The sequence below is a fragment of the Bacillus sp. JJ1566 genome, assembly GCF_036962685.1.
GTDB lineage: Bacteria > Bacillota > Bacilli > Bacillales > Bacillaceae_L > Ferdinandcohnia.
This window is the reverse complement of record NZ_JBALOP010000014.1, coordinates 77705-96605: the sequence shown is the minus strand read 5'-3', so window position 1 is coordinate 96605 and position 18901 is coordinate 77705. Positions and strand designations below refer to the sequence as shown.

Genomic DNA, 18901 nt, shown 5'->3' with positions numbered 1-18901 from the left:
CAATGAGTTTTTCAGTCAAGCTGTCTCTGAGACCATCTCTCGGAGACAAAACCCCCGGAAGAAAAAAACGAATTGTCTTTGACAACCTTTCTCCGAGACAATTTAGATAAGTAGATAGCTTTATTTGTCCTCGATTCCCCTCATCCACATCCCTCAAAAACTCACTCACCAATATTCTTCCTCATTTTAATTAGAAAAGTTTTGGCGTTACACAGAAAAATGCTAAAATAGGAGAATGAGTTTGAATTTAATAATTTCAGCGAAACACAAGCCCGTTTGAGCAAGAAAAACGGGGGCTTTTAAAAAATAAATCTACATGAGTCACAATCAAGGAGGAACAGCTGTGCCAAAAGTTAGCACAAAGGATTTAATCGAGAAATTTAAATTAGAGTTGGTTAGTGGGGAAGAGGGAATAAATCGCCCAATTACCACAAGTGATATATCAAGACCAGGTATCGAGCTTGCTGGATTTTTTGACTACTACCCAGCAGAGCGGATTCAGCTTTTAGGAAAAACAGAGCTGACCTTTTTTGAGAAATTGTCACATGATGAAAAAGTGTACCGTATGGAGAAGCTTTGTACCGATATTACGCCTGCAATCATTATCTCGCGGGATATGGAAGTGCCACCAGAGCTCATTGAGGCTTCCGAACGCGAATCTGTTCCAGTCATTAAGTCGACTAAGAAAACGACAAGATTATCGAGTCAGATTACGAACTTCTTAGAAAGCAAGCTTGCACCAACAACTGCGGTTCATGGTGTTCTTGTGGATATATACGGTGTAGGGGTTCTAATCATCGGTAAAAGTGGTGTTGGTAAAAGTGAAACTGCACTCGAGTTGGTAAAACGAGGTCACCGTCTTGTTGCAGATGACTGTGTAGAAATCCGTCAGGAGGATGATGACACACTTATTGGTAGTGCACCTGAATTAATTGAGCATCTCCTTGAAATCCGTGGTCTTGGTATCATCAACGTGATGACCCTATTCGGTGCTGGAGCGATACGTAGTTTTAAACGAATTACTTTAGTCATAAACCTTGAGCTTTGGGACCAGACGAAACAATATGATAGACTTGGGCTTGATGAAGAAAAAATGAAAATCATAGATACAGAATTAACGAAATATACAATTCCTGTTCGACCTGGGCGAAACCTTGCCGTTATCATTGAAGTCGCAGCGATGAATTACCGTCTAAAACGAATGGGCTTAAACGCAGCAGAGGATTTTACTAACCGTCTTTCAAGTGCAATTGAATATGGGGAACACGACGAAATGTAAAAAATTAAGGGAGTTGAGAAAGTGGATCGAAACATACAACCATTAGACCCAACATTTTTAGAACTAGGCGTACTGCGCATTCAATGGTATGGACTTATCATCGGGCTAGGAACCATGCTTGCCCTTTACCTTGCTATTAAGGAATCAGAACGAAGAGGCATGCATAAGGATACATTTATGGATCTTATGCTATTTGCGGTGCCGATTGCGATTATCTCTGCACGAATTTACTACGTTATTTTTAAATGGGACTATTACTCCCAAAATCCTTCTAAAATCCTTGCCATTTGGGAGGGTGGAATTGCGATTCATGGTGCCCTTATCGGTTCCGTTGTGACTGCGATTGTATTTGCAAGAGTAAAAGGCTTGTCCTTCTGGAAAATTGCGGATATCGCGGCACCAAGTATTATTTTGGGTCAGGCGATTGGTCGTTGGGGAAATTTTATGAACCAAGAAGCACATGGTGGCCCGATCGCGGAAGAACACATCCAAACCTTCTATAATGTACTTCCAGACTTTATTATGGATCAAATGTATATAGAAGGCGTGTACTATCATCCAACCTTTTTATATGAGTCCATATGGAGTTTAGTTGGATTTGCGATTTTACTGATGTTGCGAAAAGTCAACCTTAGACGTGGAGAAATGTTCCTCACCTATGTAATTTGGTATTCAATTGGACGCTTCTTCATTGAAGGGCTGCGTACCGATAGCTTAATGCTTGGAGATATACGAGTGGCTCAGTTAATTTCGGTTGTGTCGATTGTTGGAGCATTAATCGTACTTGTTTATCGAAGAAAAAAGGGTTATTCAAACGAACGTTATCTAGAGAACTAACTTTATTCAGCATCAGAAGTCCCCTATTTCAATAAGTAGTAGGGTAAATCTAAAAAAAGGAAACTTTACTGAATAAAGTTACAGCCTCCGGCGGATGCCACAGATTTTTAGAGGAAACTTTTCGAGCAAGCTCGAAAAAATCTGGGCGCAAATACGCCAAGGCGTATTTGATTTAACTAAAAGGGAGGGGGAAAACTTGCTGGAAATGATCAAGAGAGGCTTCTTAGTTGGATTAAAGACAACTTGGACATTGGGAAAAGTAATTTTTCCTGTTACCCTGATTGTTACATTGCTTCAGCATACACCAGTGCTAGATTGGGTGATTAAGTGGATTGCACCAATTATGGGCTGGTTTGGTCTGTCAGGTGATGCGGCAATTCCGCTAGTATTAGGTAACTTTTTGAACCTGTATGCAGGAATTGGTGCGATTTTGACACTGGATTTGACTGTAAAAGAAGTATTTATCTTAGCAGTTATGCTATCATTCTCACATAATATGATTATCGAATCTACCGTTGCTGCAAAGGTAGGAATGAAAATATGGATCATTGTTGCAGTAAGACTCGGTCTTGCGTTTATCTCTGCCTTTGTTATTAATCTAGTTTGGAACGGCGGTAGCGAACTAGCAAAATATGGACTTGTGTCAGGAACAGAGGAACAAATTACAGGCTGGGGCAGTATCCTTTTAAATGGAATTGAAAAAGCATCATTTGGGATTCTGCAATTAGCGATTATTGTTATTCCGCTTATGGTTGTGATTCAAATATTAAAAGAATTAAAATGGTTGGATGTGTTTTCAAAATGGATGACACCAGTCACAAAAGCACTGGGGATGAAGGAAAATACAACTACAACCTTGGCATCAGGTATTTTGTTCGGCCTAGCTTTAGGAGCAGGTGTAATGATTCAGGCGGTAAAAGAGGATAATGTAAGTAAGAAGGATGTAACGTTGGCCTTAATATTCTTAGTGTCCTGTCACGCAGTTGTTGAGGATACGCTAATCTTCATCCCACTCGGCATCCCAGTATTACCGCTATTGTTAATACGCATCCTTACAGCAACCATTTTAACAATGGTGATTTCATTTATCTGGAACCGTGTCGAGCATAATAATAGAAAGGAACCTATTTATGGAAATTAAAACATTTTTATTCGATTTAGATGGAACGTTAATTGATACAAACGAACTGATTTTGCAATCTTTTTTACACACTTTTGAAACTTACTTTCCAGAACGTCAATTTACCCGTGAGGAAATCCTACCGTTCAATGGTCCAACCCTACATGAATCTTTTTCTTCTGTAGACCCGGACCGTGCAGAAGAAATGATTGCGGAATATCGTAAATTTAACCATGAAAAGCATGACGAACTTGTAACTGATTTTCCTGGTGTGTTTGAAACAATCAAAACACTTAAGGAAAAAGGCTATAAAATTGGGGTCGTCACAACAAAAATAAGAAATACAGTTAACATGGGTTTACAACTAACAAAGCTTGATCAATTTTTTGATGTCGTTGTTACATTGGATGATGTCAAAAATCCAAAACCAGACCCAGAACCTGTGCTGTTGGCATTGAAACTGTTGGGATCAACACCTGAAGAAGCCATTATGATTGGCGATAATTATCAGGATATCTTAGCGGGAAAAAATGCAGGCACAAAGACGGCTGGAGTTGCTTGGTCTCATAAAGGGAAAGACTTCTTAATGGAGTACAAGCCTGATTTTATGCTTGAGAATATGAGTGACTTATTGGATATTGTTTCGGTAAAAGGATGAAAAAATAGTGAAACGACGAACCACACGTTATTATGTTTCGGGTCCAAATTCGCTTTGGCAAATCTATAAAACCGTTTCTTTTTGGAAGGTTGTAAAAAACTTTATCGTCATCCAGATTGCACGATACACACCATTTTTAGGTATGAAAAATTGGTTATACCGCACCTTTTTAAAGATGAAGGTTGGGGAAAAAACAGCCTTTGCACTGATGGTAGTCCCAGACATCATGTTCCCAGAAAAAATCAGTGTCGGGAACAACACGGTCATTGGCTTTAATACAACGATTTTAGCTCATGAATACTTGATTAAAGAATACAGACTGGGTGATGTTAAAATTGGCAGCGAGGTAATGATTGGTGCTAATTCAACGATTTTGCCAGGTGTGGAAATCGGGGACGGGGCGATTGTTTCAGCTGGTACATTAGTTCATAGAGATGTCCCAGCTGGCAGCTTTGTCGGAGGTAATCCGATGCAAGTGATTTATACAAAAGAACAGCGAGAACAACGAGAAAAGAATGTAGGCCAGTAAAAGTGACCTACCAACATGCCCATCAAGCTAGTACATTGATGGGTATTTTTTATGATAAAAATTGCTTCCAACCAAATCCGCCAATGAATTAATGTGTTAATATACAAGCAAATAGAAAATATCCATAGATTGGAGGTTCAACTATTGACAAGGATGCTAGTTATTAGTGATATACACGGTTGTTTACCACATTTTCAGGCACTTTTAAAAAAGGCAAACTATCAACCATTAAGGGATAAACTTATTTTACTGGGAGACTATGTAGATCGAGGGTCGAATAGTAAAGAAATTATTGAAACAGTTGCAAAGATGGTTAAAAACGAAAATGTAATTGCTTTAAGGGGGAACCATGACCAAAGATTTCTAGACTTGATTCTCACGAGAAAAATAGAATTATATGACCTATTTTTGAAATACGGTGGACTTGATACTCTCAAAAGCTACTACCCAAATGCAGAGAATGAATCAATTGACCATGTATTAAACATTATTATTGATAAATATCGTTCTCACATTGAATTTTTAAAAGCATTGCCTCTTTATTACGAAGAAGAACATTTTATCTTTGTACACGCTGGTATTAATCCTGAAGTGAAAGATTTAAAAAATCAATCGCCTCTAGATTTATTAAACATCAGAAAACCATTCATAAATAGTGAACTTAATATAAATAAAAAGGTGGTATTTGGCCACACCCGAACATATGAAATTCATCAATCAAATGAGATTTGGTTTTCAAAAAATAAAATAGGGATTGATGGTGGATGTGCGTTTGGCCACCAATTAAATTGTCTTGAGATTGTAAATTCCACTATTTCTAATCAATACAAGGTCAATTACGACGATTTTACATAAAAGGGGGAGAGCTTATTTTGCAAAACATTGGAGCGATTATTTTAGCCGCAGGTCAGTCAAGTAGATTTGGGCAAATGAAACAGCTTATTCATTTAGGGAACAAACCACTTTTCCTTTATTCAGTTGAATTGGCACTAAAATTAAAGTTAAAACCCATTATCATTGTCGGCAATGAGAAGACAAATGAGATGAAAGAGTTAGTAGAGAACCTAAATGTAACCTATATTGAAAATGATAATTATAAACAGGGAATGTCATCCTCATTGAAGGAGGGGATTTTTGCGCTTGCCAACGAAAAGCAAAATCCTAATGCTGTAATGGTCTTTTTAGCTGACCAACCGTTTATCCCTTTAGAAGTTATAAGAATAATTTATGAGACTTACGAAAGACAATATGCGAGTGGAATTAGAATCGTTCGTCCACGTTATAGGGGAGAAGTGGGTCATCCAGTGCTTTTTGATGCATCTGTTTTTAATGATCTAACTGAAATTGAGGGAGATCAAGGGGCACGAAAAATAATCAAATCCAATCCTGAAATCGTAACTGTCGTTGATTTTATGGTGAAGGAATGGAATCTTGATATTGATAAACCTGAAGATTATGAACATGCCAAACAATATTTAATGTTGTCGTTGATAAATAAAAAAGGTAAATAATCGATTATTTATTATAAATTTTTATTTACAAATAAAATGTAAGCGTATATAATTTGAATTGTTGGATGAATTAGAAAATTATAAAGGTTATATTTTTTTTGAATTAAAAATAATCGATTATTTATTATTTTTAATTTCAACTATCTAACTTTAGCTGTGGGAGGTTTGAGGATGATTATTTGGTTTAATGAACCGAAAGGAGAAAATCTGCAACTTACCGGTGGAAAAGGAGCAAGCTTATCAAAAATGACAAGGGCAGAGCTGCCGATTCCAGAAGGGTTTGTCGTATCAACTGAGGCTTACTTAACAGCACTGGCCGAAACCGGAGTAGACAAGCTTATTGAAAATGAATTAGAAAACTTAAACTTAGAGAATGAAGAAGCTGCAAGACAGGCATCATCAGTGATTCGTTCAGCAATCGAATCATTAAAGATACCAGCATCGTTAGAGTTAGAAATTGTCTCATCTTATGAAAAATTATGTCCAGATAATGGACCGGTTGCAGTTCGTTCTAGTGCGACTGCTGAGGATTTGCCAGAAGCAAGCTTCGCCGGCCAACAAGAAACATATTTGGGAGTTGTTAATAAAGAGCAAGTATTACACCGCGTAAAGTGTTGCTGGGCTTCATGCTTTACAGATAGGGCGATTGCATACCGTGTTCGACAAAATATTAAGCATGAACAGGTTGCAAGTGCAGTAGTTATTCAAAAATTAGTCGATGCCGACAAAGCTGGTGTTATGTTTACCATTAATCCGGTAACAAAAGGCGATGAAGTGATAATCGAAGCCTGTTGGGGATTGGGGGAAGCGCTAGTATCAGGGGAGGTTACACCTGATCAGTACATAATAGAGAAACAATCAAACAAATTATTGATGGCAAACGTATTACCAAAAACCCATATGATTGTTCGAAGTGAAAATGAAGTGGAACAAAAACCTGTGCCGCCTGATAAGGTTCGTGCACAAGTTTTAAATAGTATTGAATTACATCGATTAAACAAGGTAGCATCAAATCTTGAAGACTTTTTCGGGTCTCCTCAAGATGTGGAATGGGCCATTAAGTTAGGGAAGGTTTACCTCCTTCAAAGTCGCCCAATAACAACAATTTAAAGGAAGTGTTTTAATGGAATGGCTTGAATCAGCTCAAGAGTCCCCGCTTAAAAAAACAGTTTTAAGGGACCACGTAAAAAACTTTATATTAGACGCAATCATAAATGGGAACTTACAACCAGGTGACCGTATTGTTGAAACGCAAATTGCTAAGTCCTTAGGAATTAGCCAGGGTCCGGTTCGTGAAGCTCTACGGGAACTTGAAAAGACGGGGGTACTTCATTCAGAACCGTATCGGGGTTCTTTTGTAAAAGAACTTTCTGAAAAAGAAATTACTGAGCGTTCCATTGTTCGAGCTTCTTTAGAGGAAACCGCAATTCGTTTGGCAATAGCAAGAGTTACGAAAGACGATATTAACAAATTAAGAGAGATAATTAATGAAATGGTCAATTCAGCTAAAGCCGTTGATGCAGCAAAATCAATTGCGTTTAATGTCGAATTTCATCGCAAAATTGTGGAATTATCAGGGAATGAATTTTTATTAGCAATGTGGGAGGATATTCATCCAAATACTTGGACAACTATTACGACTCATGTTGTTAAAAAAGAGCTAGTGGAATTAGCGGAAAGACATAATGAAGTTTTAGACTCAATCATCTCGGGTGATCCGGATATAGCTGTTAAAGTTATTCGCCAACATATAGTTGGGCTAACCTCTACTACTCCTTAAACGTGGCATTTTGGCCAATTGGCCTTTTGCATATATTTTTATCAATTTAAGGGGGAATCTGAATGACAGTACAAGTGAATTCGAGGGAAATTTTGGGCCAGTTTTTAGGGAATGAAAAATTTCCAATAAAGTGGAGAACTGAAAGTGACAAAGATGAATTTTGGTGGTTTGATGATCTCCACGTTCCCCGCCCGGTTTCGCCGTTATATTTTGACATCGGTGGCTGGTGGGGGGAAACATGTGAATACATGTTCCGTCGTTTCGGTGTGCCATTCGGAAAGGAGTGGAACGCATTAAATGTAAACGGTTACTTATATACTTCGGTGAAGCGAAGAGATCCTGAAGAAGAAGCAAGATTAGCTCCGTATTTCGGAATGATGCTTCCAATCTATGCAACTCGTTTTCTTGGATGGTGGGAAGAAAGGTATCTTCCAGAGATTAAGAAGAATCTTGAGTACTTAGATAATTTCCCTTATGAAAATTCTAGTATTCCAGAAATGATGGTCTTATTTGAGGATGCAATCGACATTCAGGAAAGACATTTCCGAATTCATTGGATTTTAAATTTAGCACAATTTGCTGCACACTCACAATTCAGCAATATTGCGGTAGAGGTTGCCGGTGAAGATGCTGGCCAATTTGTTGGGAAGGTTCTCGTATCTATTAAAGATAAAAACTGGGAATCTTCAAAAGAATTATTTGATATTAAGGAAAAAATTAAAGCTGATTCGAAGCTAAAGGCGATATTCACGGAGCAGGATACGATTGAAAACATACAAACCGCATTAGCAAAATCAGAAAAAGGACAGGCAATTTTAGATGAAATTAATCGCTATAAAGAGGAGTATGGATACAAAGCAATCTTTACACATGAATACACTTATGAGCTTTGGAAAGAAAACCCTGCTCCAATTTATGAAACATTGCGCAATTACTTAGATTCAGATTATGACTATCACCAAGATAATAAGAGGGTGGCGGTTGAGCAAGAGTCAGCAATAAATGAACTACGTTCTCGAATTCAAAATGAGGACGACCTTAAGAAATTTAATGATGCACTTGAATTAGCGCTTGCAATGAACCCATTAACACCAGACCATCATTTTTATATCGACCAAGGGACATATGCTCGTATGAGAATAGCCATTAAGGAAATTGGTAAGAAATTTGTAAACCGCGGGGATCTCGATGATTCAGAAGATATCTTCTATCTTGTGTATGATGAAATACGCCATTTAGCTGCCGTTCCAGATGCGTTTGATGCAAAAGCACTTGTGGCAAAGCGCAGACAGGAGCAGGATGAGGCACATGTGATTAGCCCTCGTGATTGGGTTGGAACAGCCGACCATTGGGCCTTACATGAACAAGTGTATGCAGGCGTTTGGGGATATCCGGAACGTTTTGAACTATCAAAAACAAAAGATCAAGAGGTTAGTGAAATTAGAGGACTTGCTGCTTCAAGTGGGGTAGTCGAAGGGGTAGCACGTTATATTAGTAGTCCGGACGATTTTGATAAGCTTCAGCAAGGGGACATACTCGTATGCAGAATGACGAACCCTGCTTGGACACTATTATTTAGTAAAATTTCCGGTCTAGTAACAGATTCTGGCGGAGTGCTTTCTCATCCAGCAGTAATCGCAAGAGAATATGGAGTTCCTGCAGTTACAAGTACATTAGATGGAACGACCAAAATTAAATCAGGTCAAAGAATCCGTGTAGACGGAAGCAGTGGTGTGGTTACAATTCTCGACTAACTATTAAAAGATGCTGGGTCGTTGCAGCGACTCAGTATCTGTTTCAACACACACCAGTGCTCCCGACTTATAAGTATAAAGGTATAGAAAAAAATTAACAAGGGAGGCGCATTCAGTTGCCACGTCAAATAATAGATTTAAGTTTAACGATTGGTCCAGATATGCAAACTTTCCCAAGGGTAGCTAAACCAATTATTGCCCAGGTCGAAAGCCATGCTGAATTTGCTAATAATATTGGTGCGACTAAGTTTGGAGAAGAATGGCTAACAGCCCATTGTGTAATCGTTCAAGGAGATCATATTGGTACACATATGGATTCACTCCGCCATATGAGGGGAGATGGTCCTGGGGCTGAAGGTATACCAGTAGAGTATTGTTTCGGAGACGGAGTTCGATTAGATTTTCGTCATAAAGAACCGGGAAGTGTCATCACTGTTGAGGATATCAAGCAAGCGGAGAAAGACATTAATTATGAAATTAAAGAAAGAGATATTGTTCTTATGTGGACAGGTGCAGGTGCTTATAATCAGGAAGACCGCTATCATCGCGATTTCGCAGGGATGAGTGCCGAGGCAACGATCTATTTGATTGAAAAAGGTGTTAAAGTCATGGGATGTGATGCTCCAACCTTTGATCCACCTGTTTGGTCGATGTTTGAAAAGAAGCTCTTTTGGGAAGCTCATAAGGTTATGCTAACACACGAATATTACCATCTTGAAAATATGATGAACTTTGAAAACATCCCTACGTCGCACGGATTCTTATTATCTGTGCTGCCAATCAAATGGGAAGGTGCTACTGGTGCAGCCGTCAGGGCTGTTGCTATTTTAGAAGAATAGTAAATTTGAGGGATTAAATGGGGGGGAAGAACGATGAAAATTGAACACTCTATTCAATTAACCGCAGGACGAGATGTTGTTTGGGATTGGGTAACTACGATTGAACGTGTTGCTGAGTGCATTCCAGGTGTTGAGAATATGAAGGTTATCGAAATCAATAAACATTACAGTGCATTGGCAACTGATAGAGTCGGACCATTTAAAGTTTCTTTTCCTATGGAATTATCATTAGAAGAAGCAGAATTTCCATTAATGAAAATCAAGGCATGGGGTCAAGATAAAATCACAAAAACCCATGTTCAATTGGAACTGTTTGTTGAAGTTAATGAAAATGAATCTGGTGGGTCAGAGCTTCATTTAAAAGTGGACCTCCAGATGAAAGGAAAGCTCGCAACGCTTGGTCAAGGAATGGTCAATCGAAAATTCACTGAAAAGGTTGAAGATTTCGCGAAGAATCTAACCGCTGTACTCGAGGGAGGCCAACAAAATGCTTCAGCCCTTTAGCCTTGTTAAAGCAAAAAGTATCGATGATGCAGTCGAACTAAAGGCTAAATTAGGAGAAGATGCTGCTTATTATGCTGGGGGTACAGAATTATTACAGGTATTAAAGGAAGGAATGCTTGAATACGAAAATTTAATAAGTTTACGTTCATTAATAGAACTAAATTTCATTGAAATAGATGAAGAGAATAAGAGATTAAGAATAGGTGCATTATCAACACATGCGGAAATCGCTAACTCTCCAATTGTCCAAAAATATCAACCTACTTTAGCACAATTAGAGAACAATATTGGAAATATCCGAATTCGAACGGCGGGAACGATTGGTGGAAACCTTGCGTTTGCCGAACCGCGTTCAGACCCTGGTGCATACCTAGTAGCCGCGGAAGCTGATATTAATACAATTTCGGCAAAAGGAACCAGACAAATTCCAATGAGTGATTTTTGGTTGGGACCGTTTGAAACCGCGCTAGAGGAAGGTGAAATGATTACTTCCATTGAGGTTCCATTTTTGAGTGAACGTACTGGGGCGTCCTATCATAAATTTTCAATTGTGGAGTTTCCAATGGCAGGAGTTGCTGCCGTCTTACGTTTAGATCCTAACCTTGAGACAATTACTGACTCAAAAATCGTTGTCGCAGCAACGAATCCAATCCCTACCCGCTTAACTACGATGGAAGCTTTACTAGTAGGAAAAAGCATTGAAGTAGTTGAGAAGGAAATTGATTGGTGGGTTGAGGGGATAACACCGGAAATGGATGCAGTTGATGATAATGATGGAAGTGCTGAATATAAAACACATGTTGTTGCCTCGCTTTTAAGAGTTGCTGTGGAGGAAGCCTTTATTAAAGGAAAGGAGGGGATAGAATCATGAAAATGCATAATATTACTAGCACTGTTAATGGAGAACAGATAAATATTGATGTCAATGCATCCGACTTATTAATCGACGTTTTAAGGGATAGAGGATTAATCAGTATAAAGTTAGCTTGTGATATGCAAGTGTGTGGGGCTTGCACTGTATTGTTAGATGGAAAACCGTATAGTGCATGTACGACACTAGCGATTGAAATGGACGGAAAAGATATTTTAACAGCGGAAGGATTAGCAGATGGAGAAAACCTACACGTCATCCAACAAGCATTTATGGAAAAGGGTGCACTTCAATGTGGATTTTGTACTTCAGGAATGATGCTGTCCTCTCTCGCATTACTAAAGGAAAATGCAAACCCTACCGAGGCTGAAATTAAACACTATCTACATGGAAATATTTGTAGATGTACAGGTTATTCTACAATTGTTGAAGCGGTCCAACAGGCAGCATCCAAGCAGCAGCGGGAAGGAGTAAAGATTTATGATTAAATCCGGAGTTCCGAATGCTGAATCAAGCACTGACCGAAAGATTCCACGTAAGGATTATCGTGCTAGGGTAACAGCGAAGCTCCCTTTTCCAAGTGATATACGTATGGATGGAATGCTTGATTCAGCTATTGTTAGAAGCCCGTTTGCACATGCTGAAATAGAATCAATTGATATCACAGATGCTTTAGATGTGCCTGGTGTTATTTGTGTGCTTACTCAAGATGATTTAAAAGAGTTAGATCCATATTACGGACCAGTTTTTCGTGACCAACCTGTACTTGCAATTGATCGAGTGCGCTACGAAGGGGAGCCAGTGGCGGCTGTTGTAGCAATTGATAAAAAATCAGCTTTTATGGCTGCTAGTTTAATAGATGTTTCTTATAATCCACTCCCAGTGGTAGATTCCATTGAGGCCGCTTTAGATCCTGATGCTCCTAAGGTTCAAACGGAAACATTCAAGGGTGGCCACTATAACAAAGTGTTAACAAATACTGATCCAAGCAATTCATCAAATATTGCTTATAAGTTTGATTATGAACGAGGTGAGGTTACTCCTGCATTAGCGGCCGCAGATTTTGTAATTGAAAATGAATACCAAATACCAATCATTCATCATTTCCCACTTGAACCTATTCATACTGTAGCAAAATATGATGAATCTGGAATTACGGTATGGACTGGAACCCAAACAGCCGCTGTAGTAAGACAGGACCTAGCTTTGATTTTTGGTTTACCCCAAGCAAAGGTACGTGTCATTTCAATCCCAATGGGTGGTTCATTTGGAGCGAAAGCATTTACTAAAATTGAACCTTTAGCAGCTGTACTAGCCATGAAAGCTGGAAGACCTGTTAGAGTTGCCTTATCTATGCAAGAAACAGCAAGGACGATACGTAGGGCAGGCGCAAGAGTGATAATCAAAAGTGGTGTAAAAAAAGATGGATCAATAGTTGCAAGAACGGTGAATATAGATTATCAAATAGGTGCTTATGCGGACTGTGGGCCTCGTGTTGCCCAAAAAGGTGGCTATGTTTCAGCCGGTCCATATCGTATTCCTAATTTGGAAATTCATTCTCGGGCTATTTATTCAAATACACCACCAAGTGGAGCGTATCGGGGGTTTGGGGTGCCACAAGCAACATGGGCTTATGAACAACATACGGATGAAATTGCAAAAATACTTAATATGGATCCAGTTGAGTTTCGCATGAAAAATCTTTTAAAGCGTGGTGAGCTGTATGCAGAAGGAGATACTCCAATGGATTCAGATTTGGCTCCTGTTTTAAAGGATTTAACAGAAGAACTTGGTTGGAACCAACCACTAAAACCTTGGCGAGGAAGAGGCGTTGCTGTTTCTTTTAAACCAAGTCAAGCTCCATCCGAGTCTACTGCGATAGCAAGATTACATGGAGACGGAAGTGTTTCCATTTTAATGGGGACTGCTGAAATGGGGCAAGGTTCTTTAAGCGTCATGGCACAAATTGCTGCAGAAGAATTACATATTCCTCTAAACCGAGTATTTGTCACACACCCTGATACAGCAATGGTTCCATTCGACTCTACGACAACAGCAAGTCGATCGACGGTTGCAATGGGAAGTGCGGTGCAAGATGCTGCAAAAAAAATCAAAGAGAAATTGGTGAAACGAGCATCGGCATTGTTAAATGTTTCAATTGATGAAATTTCTATTGAAAATGGGATGATTCGATCACAAGAGCACCGATTAGAGATTTCCGAAGTGCTCATGCAGACGAAACAGCAATATGGAATTGAAATATGCGAGGTTGGTCAATTTCTATTAACACCAACGAAAGCACCTTTAGGAGGATCAACTCCTTTCTGGGAGCCTTGTTGGGTTGCAACAGAAGTGGAAGTCGATCCTGCGACAGGAAGAGTGAAAATTATAAAACTATTGACAGCAGTTGATGCAGGTAAGGCATTAAATCTCCAGCAGGTAGAAGGTCAAGATATTGGTTCATCGATGCAAGGTATTGGAGCAGCGTTATATGAACAAATGATCTTCGAAGATGGGGTATTAAGCAACCCATCTTTAGTTCAATATCGTGTTCCTCTTTTCAATGACCTTCCGGATGATTTCCGTTCCCGTGTCATTGAAAATGGAGATGGTCCCGGGCCATTTGGGGCAAAGGGTGTAGGTGAGGGTGGCTTAATGGGTGTACCAGCAGCTGTTGGGAATGCAGTAGCTCAAGCCATTGGGATTTGTGTTAATCAACTTCCACTAACGCCCGAAAGAGTATGGAGGGCGATTAAAGACAGAGGTGATTTAGAATGACTCTCTATGTTCATTTTGTAAGACATGGAGAAGTTGCTTCTCATCAAGGTGATGTCCCAATTACAGAAGATGGCGCTAAATTTGCTCGGAAAATAGGAGCTTTATTTGGCGAGAAAATAACGAATCATGAGAAGATAACGTTTCTCTATGCATCCACGAATCGAACACGTCAAACTGCCGAAATGCTGCGGAATGGTATTCTTGATAAGCTTCAGGAACGTGATGTAGAGGAAGCTGTTTTATCTGAGCCAATGGTAGAAGATGCCATACGGAACCCGGATATCTATTTGGGAGGCTTACGGGTGGAGATGGTTTCAACAGCTGAAGCGTTAGCAGAACAAACCAAATCTGTTGGACTAAATGTTAATCATGTGAAAAAAGTACCATTCTGGCCACAGTTTTGGGAAAGTCCAGACCGGATAGGTTATTGGCTTGGGCTTGATGATCCGCCAGGAGAAAATACATTAACTGTTGCTGTTCGGTTGATGAAATTTGCGGAAAGCTTGGGGACTCTACCAGGTGAGGAAACCCGACGCTTTATATGTGTTACACATTCACCTGTATTGCGAGCATTTTTAAAAACGTATTTGCTTGAGAAAGATCTTGGAGAGCCAGAATACTGTGAAACGATTGATATGATTTATGAAACTGATGGCTCTTGCACAATTCGTTATCGGGATTTTATAAAAACAATAAATAACTATCAAACTATTTAGGAGGAGCTAAAATGATCGTATTAGTAGCAAAATATCATTGTAAACCAGGTAAAGGGGACGAAGTACAACAGTATTTAAATGACATGAAACCATTAGTAGAAGAATATGAAAAAGGTTGCCCTATATATTATGCGAATCGCTCTCAAGATAATCCAGATCTATTCTTACTATATGAGCAATATGTGGATCAAGCTGCATTAGAGGGTCATCGTGAAACACCACATTTCCAAGAAATTATTGAAGGAAAAATCATTCCACTATTAGAAAAGCGTGAACGTGAGATTTTTAACTTAGTAGAGTAGTTATCAATTAGGAGGTGATTACATGAAGCTGATCTCATATCAGATTCCAACAATTGAAGGCCCGAAAGTACGAATTGGGGCAGTTTATGGTTCGGTAGCAGTTGACTTAGCTGGTGCATACCGATTGAATTTACTAGCAAAAGGTTTACCCAATAGTGCGGCATTACGAATAAGTTCGGCACTTTTACCTAATGATATGGTGGCATTTATTGAAAATGATGAAGCGGGTATGGAAGCTGCCAGAACAGCACTTTCTAGGGCAATTGAGAGTGGTAATGAAGTAGGGCCAGAAGGAGAACGCATCATACTTCCACTGGAAGAAATCAAGCTTCTTCCACCTGTAATACGTCCACCCATGCTTAGAGATTTTATGGCTTTTGAAACGCATTTAAAAAATATCTATCCAAGATTGGGACGCGAAATTCCACCTGAGTGGTACGAAATACCAGCGTATTACAAAGGGAACCCAAGCAGTTTATCTGCCCATGGTGATGAAATTCCAATGCCATCTCATGCAACTGAAATGGATTTTGAGTTTGAACTTGGAATTATTGTAGGTCGTGGTGGTAAAAATATTCAACGTGAAAATGCGATGGATCATGTGTTTGGCTTAACCATCTATAACGATTTTAGTGCAAGACAAATTCAATCCAAAGAACTTGCCATTGGTTTAGGTCCCGCAAAAGCAAAAGATTTTACAAAAGGTCATACATTAGGACCTTGGATTGTGACGATGGATGAAATTAAAGATGTATATAATTTAGCAATGAAAGCTAAGGTAAATGGTGAAGTATGGTGTGACGATAATTCAGGGAGTATTCATTGGAAGTTTGAGGATTTAATTGCACATGCTTCTTGGGAAGAATACCTGCAATCAGGCGAAGTGTTAGGGACTGGAACAATTGGATGGGGTTCAGGTCATGAACGCGGACAATATTTATACCCTGGTGATCGAGTGGATTTAGAGGTAGAAGGCATTGGTACTTTAACAAATACGATTGCCGCTAAAGAATAGGAGATAGTAGAAAATTGGTCCATTAAAGACGTCCGTCCATATGGACCAATTTATTTTAACCGCAAACGGTAAATGGTTTCGGAGGTGACATTTTATGCGAAATTTGATACTAGGTTTAGAAAAATGTTTAGCCGAAAAGAAAACTGCAGTTATTGCCACTATCATTAAAACAGAAGGATCCACATATCAGCCAGTTGGAGCTCGTAGTTTAATTATGGTCGATGGTCAAATTGAAGGTCTTGTCAGTGGCGGGTGTGTAGAAAGTGATTTGATAGAAAGAGTATCTGGCATAATTGAAAACTATCGACCTGAAACATTATATTATGATTTTCGCTCAGAATTTGATCTCCTATGGGGGATGGGGCTTGGGTGTGACGGAGCGGTAGAAATTTTTTTACAACCATTTGACCCCATAAACCACCTTAAAAATGCAGAAGAAATTTATAAAAGTATGAAACAACGTGACGAAACCGAGGAAAGTTACCAAATTGCTACAGTGGTTCAATCTTCTAATGAAAGTAAATGTCCTGTTGGGCTGATTCAAATTTTACCATCATTAGATGAAGTGCAACTAAAACAATCAATGCTTTGCGAAATCACAATAAATGGGGCTCGAACGGTCAGTTTTATCGAAAAAGTGGAGCCACGACCGCATGTTACCATTTTTGGTGCAGGACCTGATGTAGTACCTGTTGTACAGCAATTAGCCAATATAAATTGGAAAACAACGATCGTTGACCATCGTCCTCAATATGCGACGTCTATTCATTTTCCTGAAGCAAATGAGGTCATACTAACTACTCGAAACGGTTATGAATCTATGAAATTAAAAAAGAATACATATGTCATAATCATGACTCATAATTTCGAGGTCGATGTAAGTATCTTACGTAGACTTTCCAAAGAAAATGTTCAGTATATTGGCATATTAGGAGCCCACAGACGAATATTTAAGCTCTTGGAAGAGTTAAAGGATTCCGAAATCGATATGTTTACGGCAAATAAAGTCCATTCACCGATTGGCCTTGATATTGGAGCACAGTCCCCAGAGGAAATCGCGCTTAGCATTGTTTCCGAATTGCTCGCTGTTAAAAATAATAAGAATGCTAGTCGAAGAGTTGTAACAACGAATGAATATAGGACATTATTACAAAGGTGTTGAGAATGACAGTAATTAAACAAGGAAATCGAATTCCATTATTTTGTACCGTCACATTATTGTTTTGGTTTTCGATGTATACTTGTGTTCCAATTTTAGCAGCTTATTTAGAGCATTTAGGTGCCTCCTACAAAATGGCAGGTCTTGTGGTTGGTATGTATGGTCTAACACAGATGTTACTTCGAATTCCTGTTGGGGTCATTTCGGATCGTCTTCACATACGGAAAATATTTATTATTTTTGGTATCCTATTTTCGATTTTGTCAGGTATTGGCATCCTCGTAACACAAGAAGTTACCTGGATCCTTCTGTTAAGAGCATTGGCTGGTGCAGCAGCTGCTACCTGGGTTGATTTTACGATTTTATTTGTAAGTTATTTTATGAAAGAACAAACAACTGAAGCCATTGGTAAGATTACCTTTTACAACATGAGTGGGCAAATGTTAGGGATTTTAGTTGGTGGATGGGTAGCGGATTTATATGGTTTTGAAGCTGCATTTCTAATAGGAGGAATCATAGGAGTAATTGGCTTAGTCGGATCCCTTTTTATTATTGAAAATACGGAAGGCGATGATCAGAAAATAACGATGCGAGGAGTTATAGAGGTTGCAAGTGACAAAAACCTTGTTATTGTATCTTCCATAGCCATCTTGTTCCAGTTATTAGCATTCGCAACTGTATTTGGATTCACCCCTGTTTATGCACAAAATTTGGGTGCATCAAAATTTGATATGGGACTGCTTACATTTTTCTCTACATTCCCAATGGCAATTGCTGCATGGATAGGTGGGGGCTATCTAGCAAAATACTTCGGTGAAAAAACAGTAGTTATTGCAGGTTTTGTTTTTATTGGACTTTTTACAATTGTAATCCCTTTTGTTGGAAGCATCTTTTTATTAATCATCACACAATGTCTTGCTGGATTAGGAAGAGGTTTTGTTTCGCCTATTCTAATGTCGATGAGTATAAAACACATGGATTCGGGAAAAAGAGCTACGGCCATGGGGTTTTATCAGGCAATATACGGTTTAGGTATGTTTATCGGTCCATTGTTTATGGGAGTCATCGGAGATTGGCTAACTTTAGAGCAGGGATTTATTATCCTTGGTTTATTAGGTTGTGTTACCGCTATACTTAGCTACTTTATGCTAAAACATGTAGTTGAAACACAAGTGTCATATAACCAAGAAAGAAATATAACGGGATGATCATAGTGATTTTCATTAACACAGTAGGAGGGATAGAAGGT

The 18901-nt window shown here is 39.0% G+C and carries 20 protein-coding genes; all 20 read left to right on the top strand.

Annotated features, from left to right (window positions below; genetic code table 11):
• Nucleotides 1-343 precede the first annotated feature (343 nt).
• The 20 genes from hprK (at nt 344) to V7112_RS07270 (ending at nt 18860) form a co-directional block, all read left to right on the top strand.
• Nucleotides 344-1279 carry an HPr(Ser) kinase/phosphatase gene (gene hprK / locus V7112_RS07365; RefSeq protein ID WP_335417241.1) on the top strand — a complete coding sequence of 312 codons (936 nt, stop codon included), beginning with the start codon at nt 344-346 and terminating at the stop codon, nt 1277-1279.
• A 21-nt stretch (nt 1280-1300) separates the two neighbouring features.
• On the top strand, nt 1301-2116 hold the full coding sequence (gene lgt / locus V7112_RS07360) for a prolipoprotein diacylglyceryl transferase (protein ID WP_335417239.1): 816 nt from the start codon (nt 1301-1303) through the stop codon (nt 2114-2116).
• Between the two features lie 205 nt (nt 2117-2321).
• Nucleotides 2322-3257 carry a nucleoside recognition domain-containing protein gene (locus V7112_RS07355; RefSeq protein WP_438823872.1) on the top strand — a complete coding sequence of 312 codons (936 nt, stop codon included), beginning with the start codon at nt 2322-2324 and terminating at the stop codon, nt 3255-3257.
• On the top strand, nt 3247-3894 hold the full coding sequence (gene ppaX / locus V7112_RS07350; protein WP_335417235.1) for a pyrophosphatase PpaX: 648 nt from the start codon (nt 3247-3249) through the stop codon (nt 3892-3894). The genes V7112_RS07355 and ppaX overlap by 11 nt, the downstream gene beginning before the upstream one ends.
• 7 nt (nt 3895-3901) lie before the next feature.
• Nucleotides 3902-4423 carry an acyltransferase gene (locus V7112_RS07345; protein WP_335417233.1) on the top strand — a complete coding sequence of 174 codons (522 nt, stop codon included), beginning with the start codon at nt 3902-3904 and terminating at the stop codon, nt 4421-4423.
• A 153-nt stretch (nt 4424-4576) separates the two neighbouring features.
• A complete protein-coding gene (locus tag V7112_RS07340; RefSeq protein WP_335417262.1) occupies nt 4577-5278 on the top strand; it encodes a metallophosphoesterase family protein in 702 nt (233 codons plus the stop codon).
• A 17-nt stretch (nt 5279-5295) separates the two neighbouring features.
• Complete coding sequence (locus V7112_RS07335) at nt 5296-5934, top strand: nucleotidyltransferase family protein (RefSeq protein ID WP_335417231.1); 639 nt, start codon at nt 5296-5298, stop codon at nt 5932-5934.
• Between the two features lie 171 nt (nt 5935-6105).
• Nucleotides 6106-7044, top strand: a complete 939-nt coding sequence (locus V7112_RS07330) for a PEP/pyruvate-binding domain-containing protein (RefSeq protein ID WP_335417229.1) — start codon at nt 6106-6108, stop codon at nt 7042-7044.
• 13 nt (nt 7045-7057) lie between these two features.
• Nucleotides 7058-7714: a GntR family transcriptional regulator gene (locus tag V7112_RS07325; protein ID WP_335417227.1), complete on the top strand. Its 657-nt coding sequence runs from the start codon at nt 7058-7060 to the stop codon at nt 7712-7714.
• Between the two features lie 62 nt (nt 7715-7776).
• The gene (locus V7112_RS07320; protein WP_335417225.1) at nt 7777-9468 is read left to right on the top strand and encodes a PEP-utilizing enzyme; all 1692 of its coding nucleotides are present in this window, start codon (nt 7777-7779) and stop codon (nt 9466-9468) included.
• A gap of 116 nt (nt 9469-9584) precedes the next feature.
• Complete coding sequence (locus V7112_RS07315; RefSeq protein WP_335417223.1) at nt 9585-10307, top strand: cyclase family protein; 723 nt, start codon at nt 9585-9587, stop codon at nt 10305-10307.
• A 33-nt stretch (nt 10308-10340) separates the two neighbouring features.
• Entirely contained in the window at nt 10341-10811 is a 471-nt protein-coding gene (locus V7112_RS07310; protein WP_335417221.1) for a CoxG family protein, read from the top strand.
• Entirely contained in the window at nt 10795-11682 is an 888-nt protein-coding gene (locus tag V7112_RS07305; protein WP_335417219.1) for an FAD binding domain-containing protein, read from the top strand. Before V7112_RS07310 ends, V7112_RS07305 begins: the two co-directional genes overlap by 17 nt.
• Nucleotides 11679-12170, top strand: a complete 492-nt coding sequence (locus V7112_RS07300) for a (2Fe-2S)-binding protein (RefSeq protein ID WP_335417217.1) — start codon at nt 11679-11681, stop codon at nt 12168-12170. The genes V7112_RS07305 and V7112_RS07300 overlap by 4 nt, the downstream gene beginning before the upstream one ends.
• Complete coding sequence (locus V7112_RS07295; protein WP_335417215.1) at nt 12163-14460, top strand: xanthine dehydrogenase family protein molybdopterin-binding subunit; 2298 nt, start codon at nt 12163-12165, stop codon at nt 14458-14460. Before V7112_RS07300 ends, V7112_RS07295 begins: the two co-directional genes overlap by 8 nt.
• Nucleotides 14457-15176, top strand: coding sequence for a histidine phosphatase family protein (locus tag V7112_RS07290; protein ID WP_335417213.1), 720 nt, complete (start codon nt 14457-14459; stop codon nt 15174-15176). Before V7112_RS07295 ends, V7112_RS07290 begins: the two co-directional genes overlap by 4 nt.
• Nucleotides 15177-15187: 11 nt before the next feature.
• Nucleotides 15188-15478 (top strand): putative quinol monooxygenase, encoded by a 291-nt coding sequence (locus V7112_RS07285; protein ID WP_335417211.1) that lies wholly within the window; start codon nt 15188-15190, stop codon nt 15476-15478.
• Nucleotides 15479-15500: 22 nt separating this feature from the next.
• Nucleotides 15501-16493: a fumarylacetoacetate hydrolase family protein gene (locus V7112_RS07280; protein ID WP_335417209.1), complete on the top strand. Its 993-nt coding sequence runs from the start codon at nt 15501-15503 to the stop codon at nt 16491-16493.
• A 94-nt stretch (nt 16494-16587) separates the two neighbouring features.
• Nucleotides 16588-17655 (top strand): XdhC family protein, encoded by a 1068-nt coding sequence (locus V7112_RS07275; protein WP_335417207.1) that lies wholly within the window; start codon nt 16588-16590, stop codon nt 17653-17655.
• Between the two features lie 2 nt (nt 17656-17657).
• Nucleotides 17658-18860 (top strand): MFS transporter, encoded by a 1203-nt coding sequence (locus V7112_RS07270; protein WP_335417205.1) that lies wholly within the window; start codon nt 17658-17660, stop codon nt 18858-18860.
• Nucleotides 18861-18901: the final 41 nt, after the last annotated feature.

Excerpts from the sequence above, each read along its gene's own strand:
- ppaX (WP_335417235.1), top strand. The coding sequence starts at position 3,247 with ATGGAAATTAAAACATTTTTATTCGATTTAGATGGAACGTTAATTGAT.
- V7112_RS07305 (WP_335417219.1), top strand. The coding sequence starts at position 10,795 with ATGCTTCAGCCCTTTAGCCTTGTTAAAGCAAAAAGTATCGATGATGCA.
- V7112_RS07295 (WP_335417215.1), top strand. The coding sequence starts at position 12,163 with ATGATTAAATCCGGAGTTCCGAATGCTGAATCAAGCACTGACCGAAAG.
- V7112_RS07310 (WP_335417221.1), top strand. The coding sequence starts at position 10,341 with ATGAAAATTGAACACTCTATTCAATTAACCGCAGGACGAGATGTTGTT.
- V7112_RS07330 (WP_335417229.1), top strand. The coding sequence starts at position 6,106 with ATGATTATTTGGTTTAATGAACCGAAAGGAGAAAATCTGCAACTTACC.
- V7112_RS07285 (WP_335417211.1), top strand. The coding sequence starts at position 15,188 with ATGATCGTATTAGTAGCAAAATATCATTGTAAACCAGGTAAAGGGGAC.
- V7112_RS07290 (WP_335417213.1), top strand. The coding sequence starts at position 14,457 with ATGACTCTCTATGTTCATTTTGTAAGACATGGAGAAGTTGCTTCTCAT.
- V7112_RS07355 (WP_438823872.1), top strand. The coding sequence starts at position 2,322 with ATGATCAAGAGAGGCTTCTTAGTTGGATTAAAGACAACTTGGACATTG.
- V7112_RS07300 (WP_335417217.1), top strand. The coding sequence starts at position 11,679 with ATGAAAATGCATAATATTACTAGCACTGTTAATGGAGAACAGATAAAT.
- V7112_RS07340 (WP_335417262.1), top strand. The coding sequence starts at position 4,577 with ATGCTAGTTATTAGTGATATACACGGTTGTTTACCACATTTTCAGGCA.
- V7112_RS07280 (WP_335417209.1), top strand. The coding sequence starts at position 15,501 with ATGAAGCTGATCTCATATCAGATTCCAACAATTGAAGGCCCGAAAGTA.
- V7112_RS07320 (WP_335417225.1), top strand. The coding sequence starts at position 7,777 with ATGACAGTACAAGTGAATTCGAGGGAAATTTTGGGCCAGTTTTTAGGG.
- V7112_RS07275 (WP_335417207.1), top strand. The coding sequence starts at position 16,588 with ATGCGAAATTTGATACTAGGTTTAGAAAAATGTTTAGCCGAAAAGAAA.
- V7112_RS07325 (WP_335417227.1), top strand. The coding sequence starts at position 7,058 with ATGGAATGGCTTGAATCAGCTCAAGAGTCCCCGCTTAAAAAAACAGTT.
- V7112_RS07270 (WP_335417205.1), top strand. The coding sequence starts at position 17,658 with ATGACAGTAATTAAACAAGGAAATCGAATTCCATTATTTTGTACCGTC.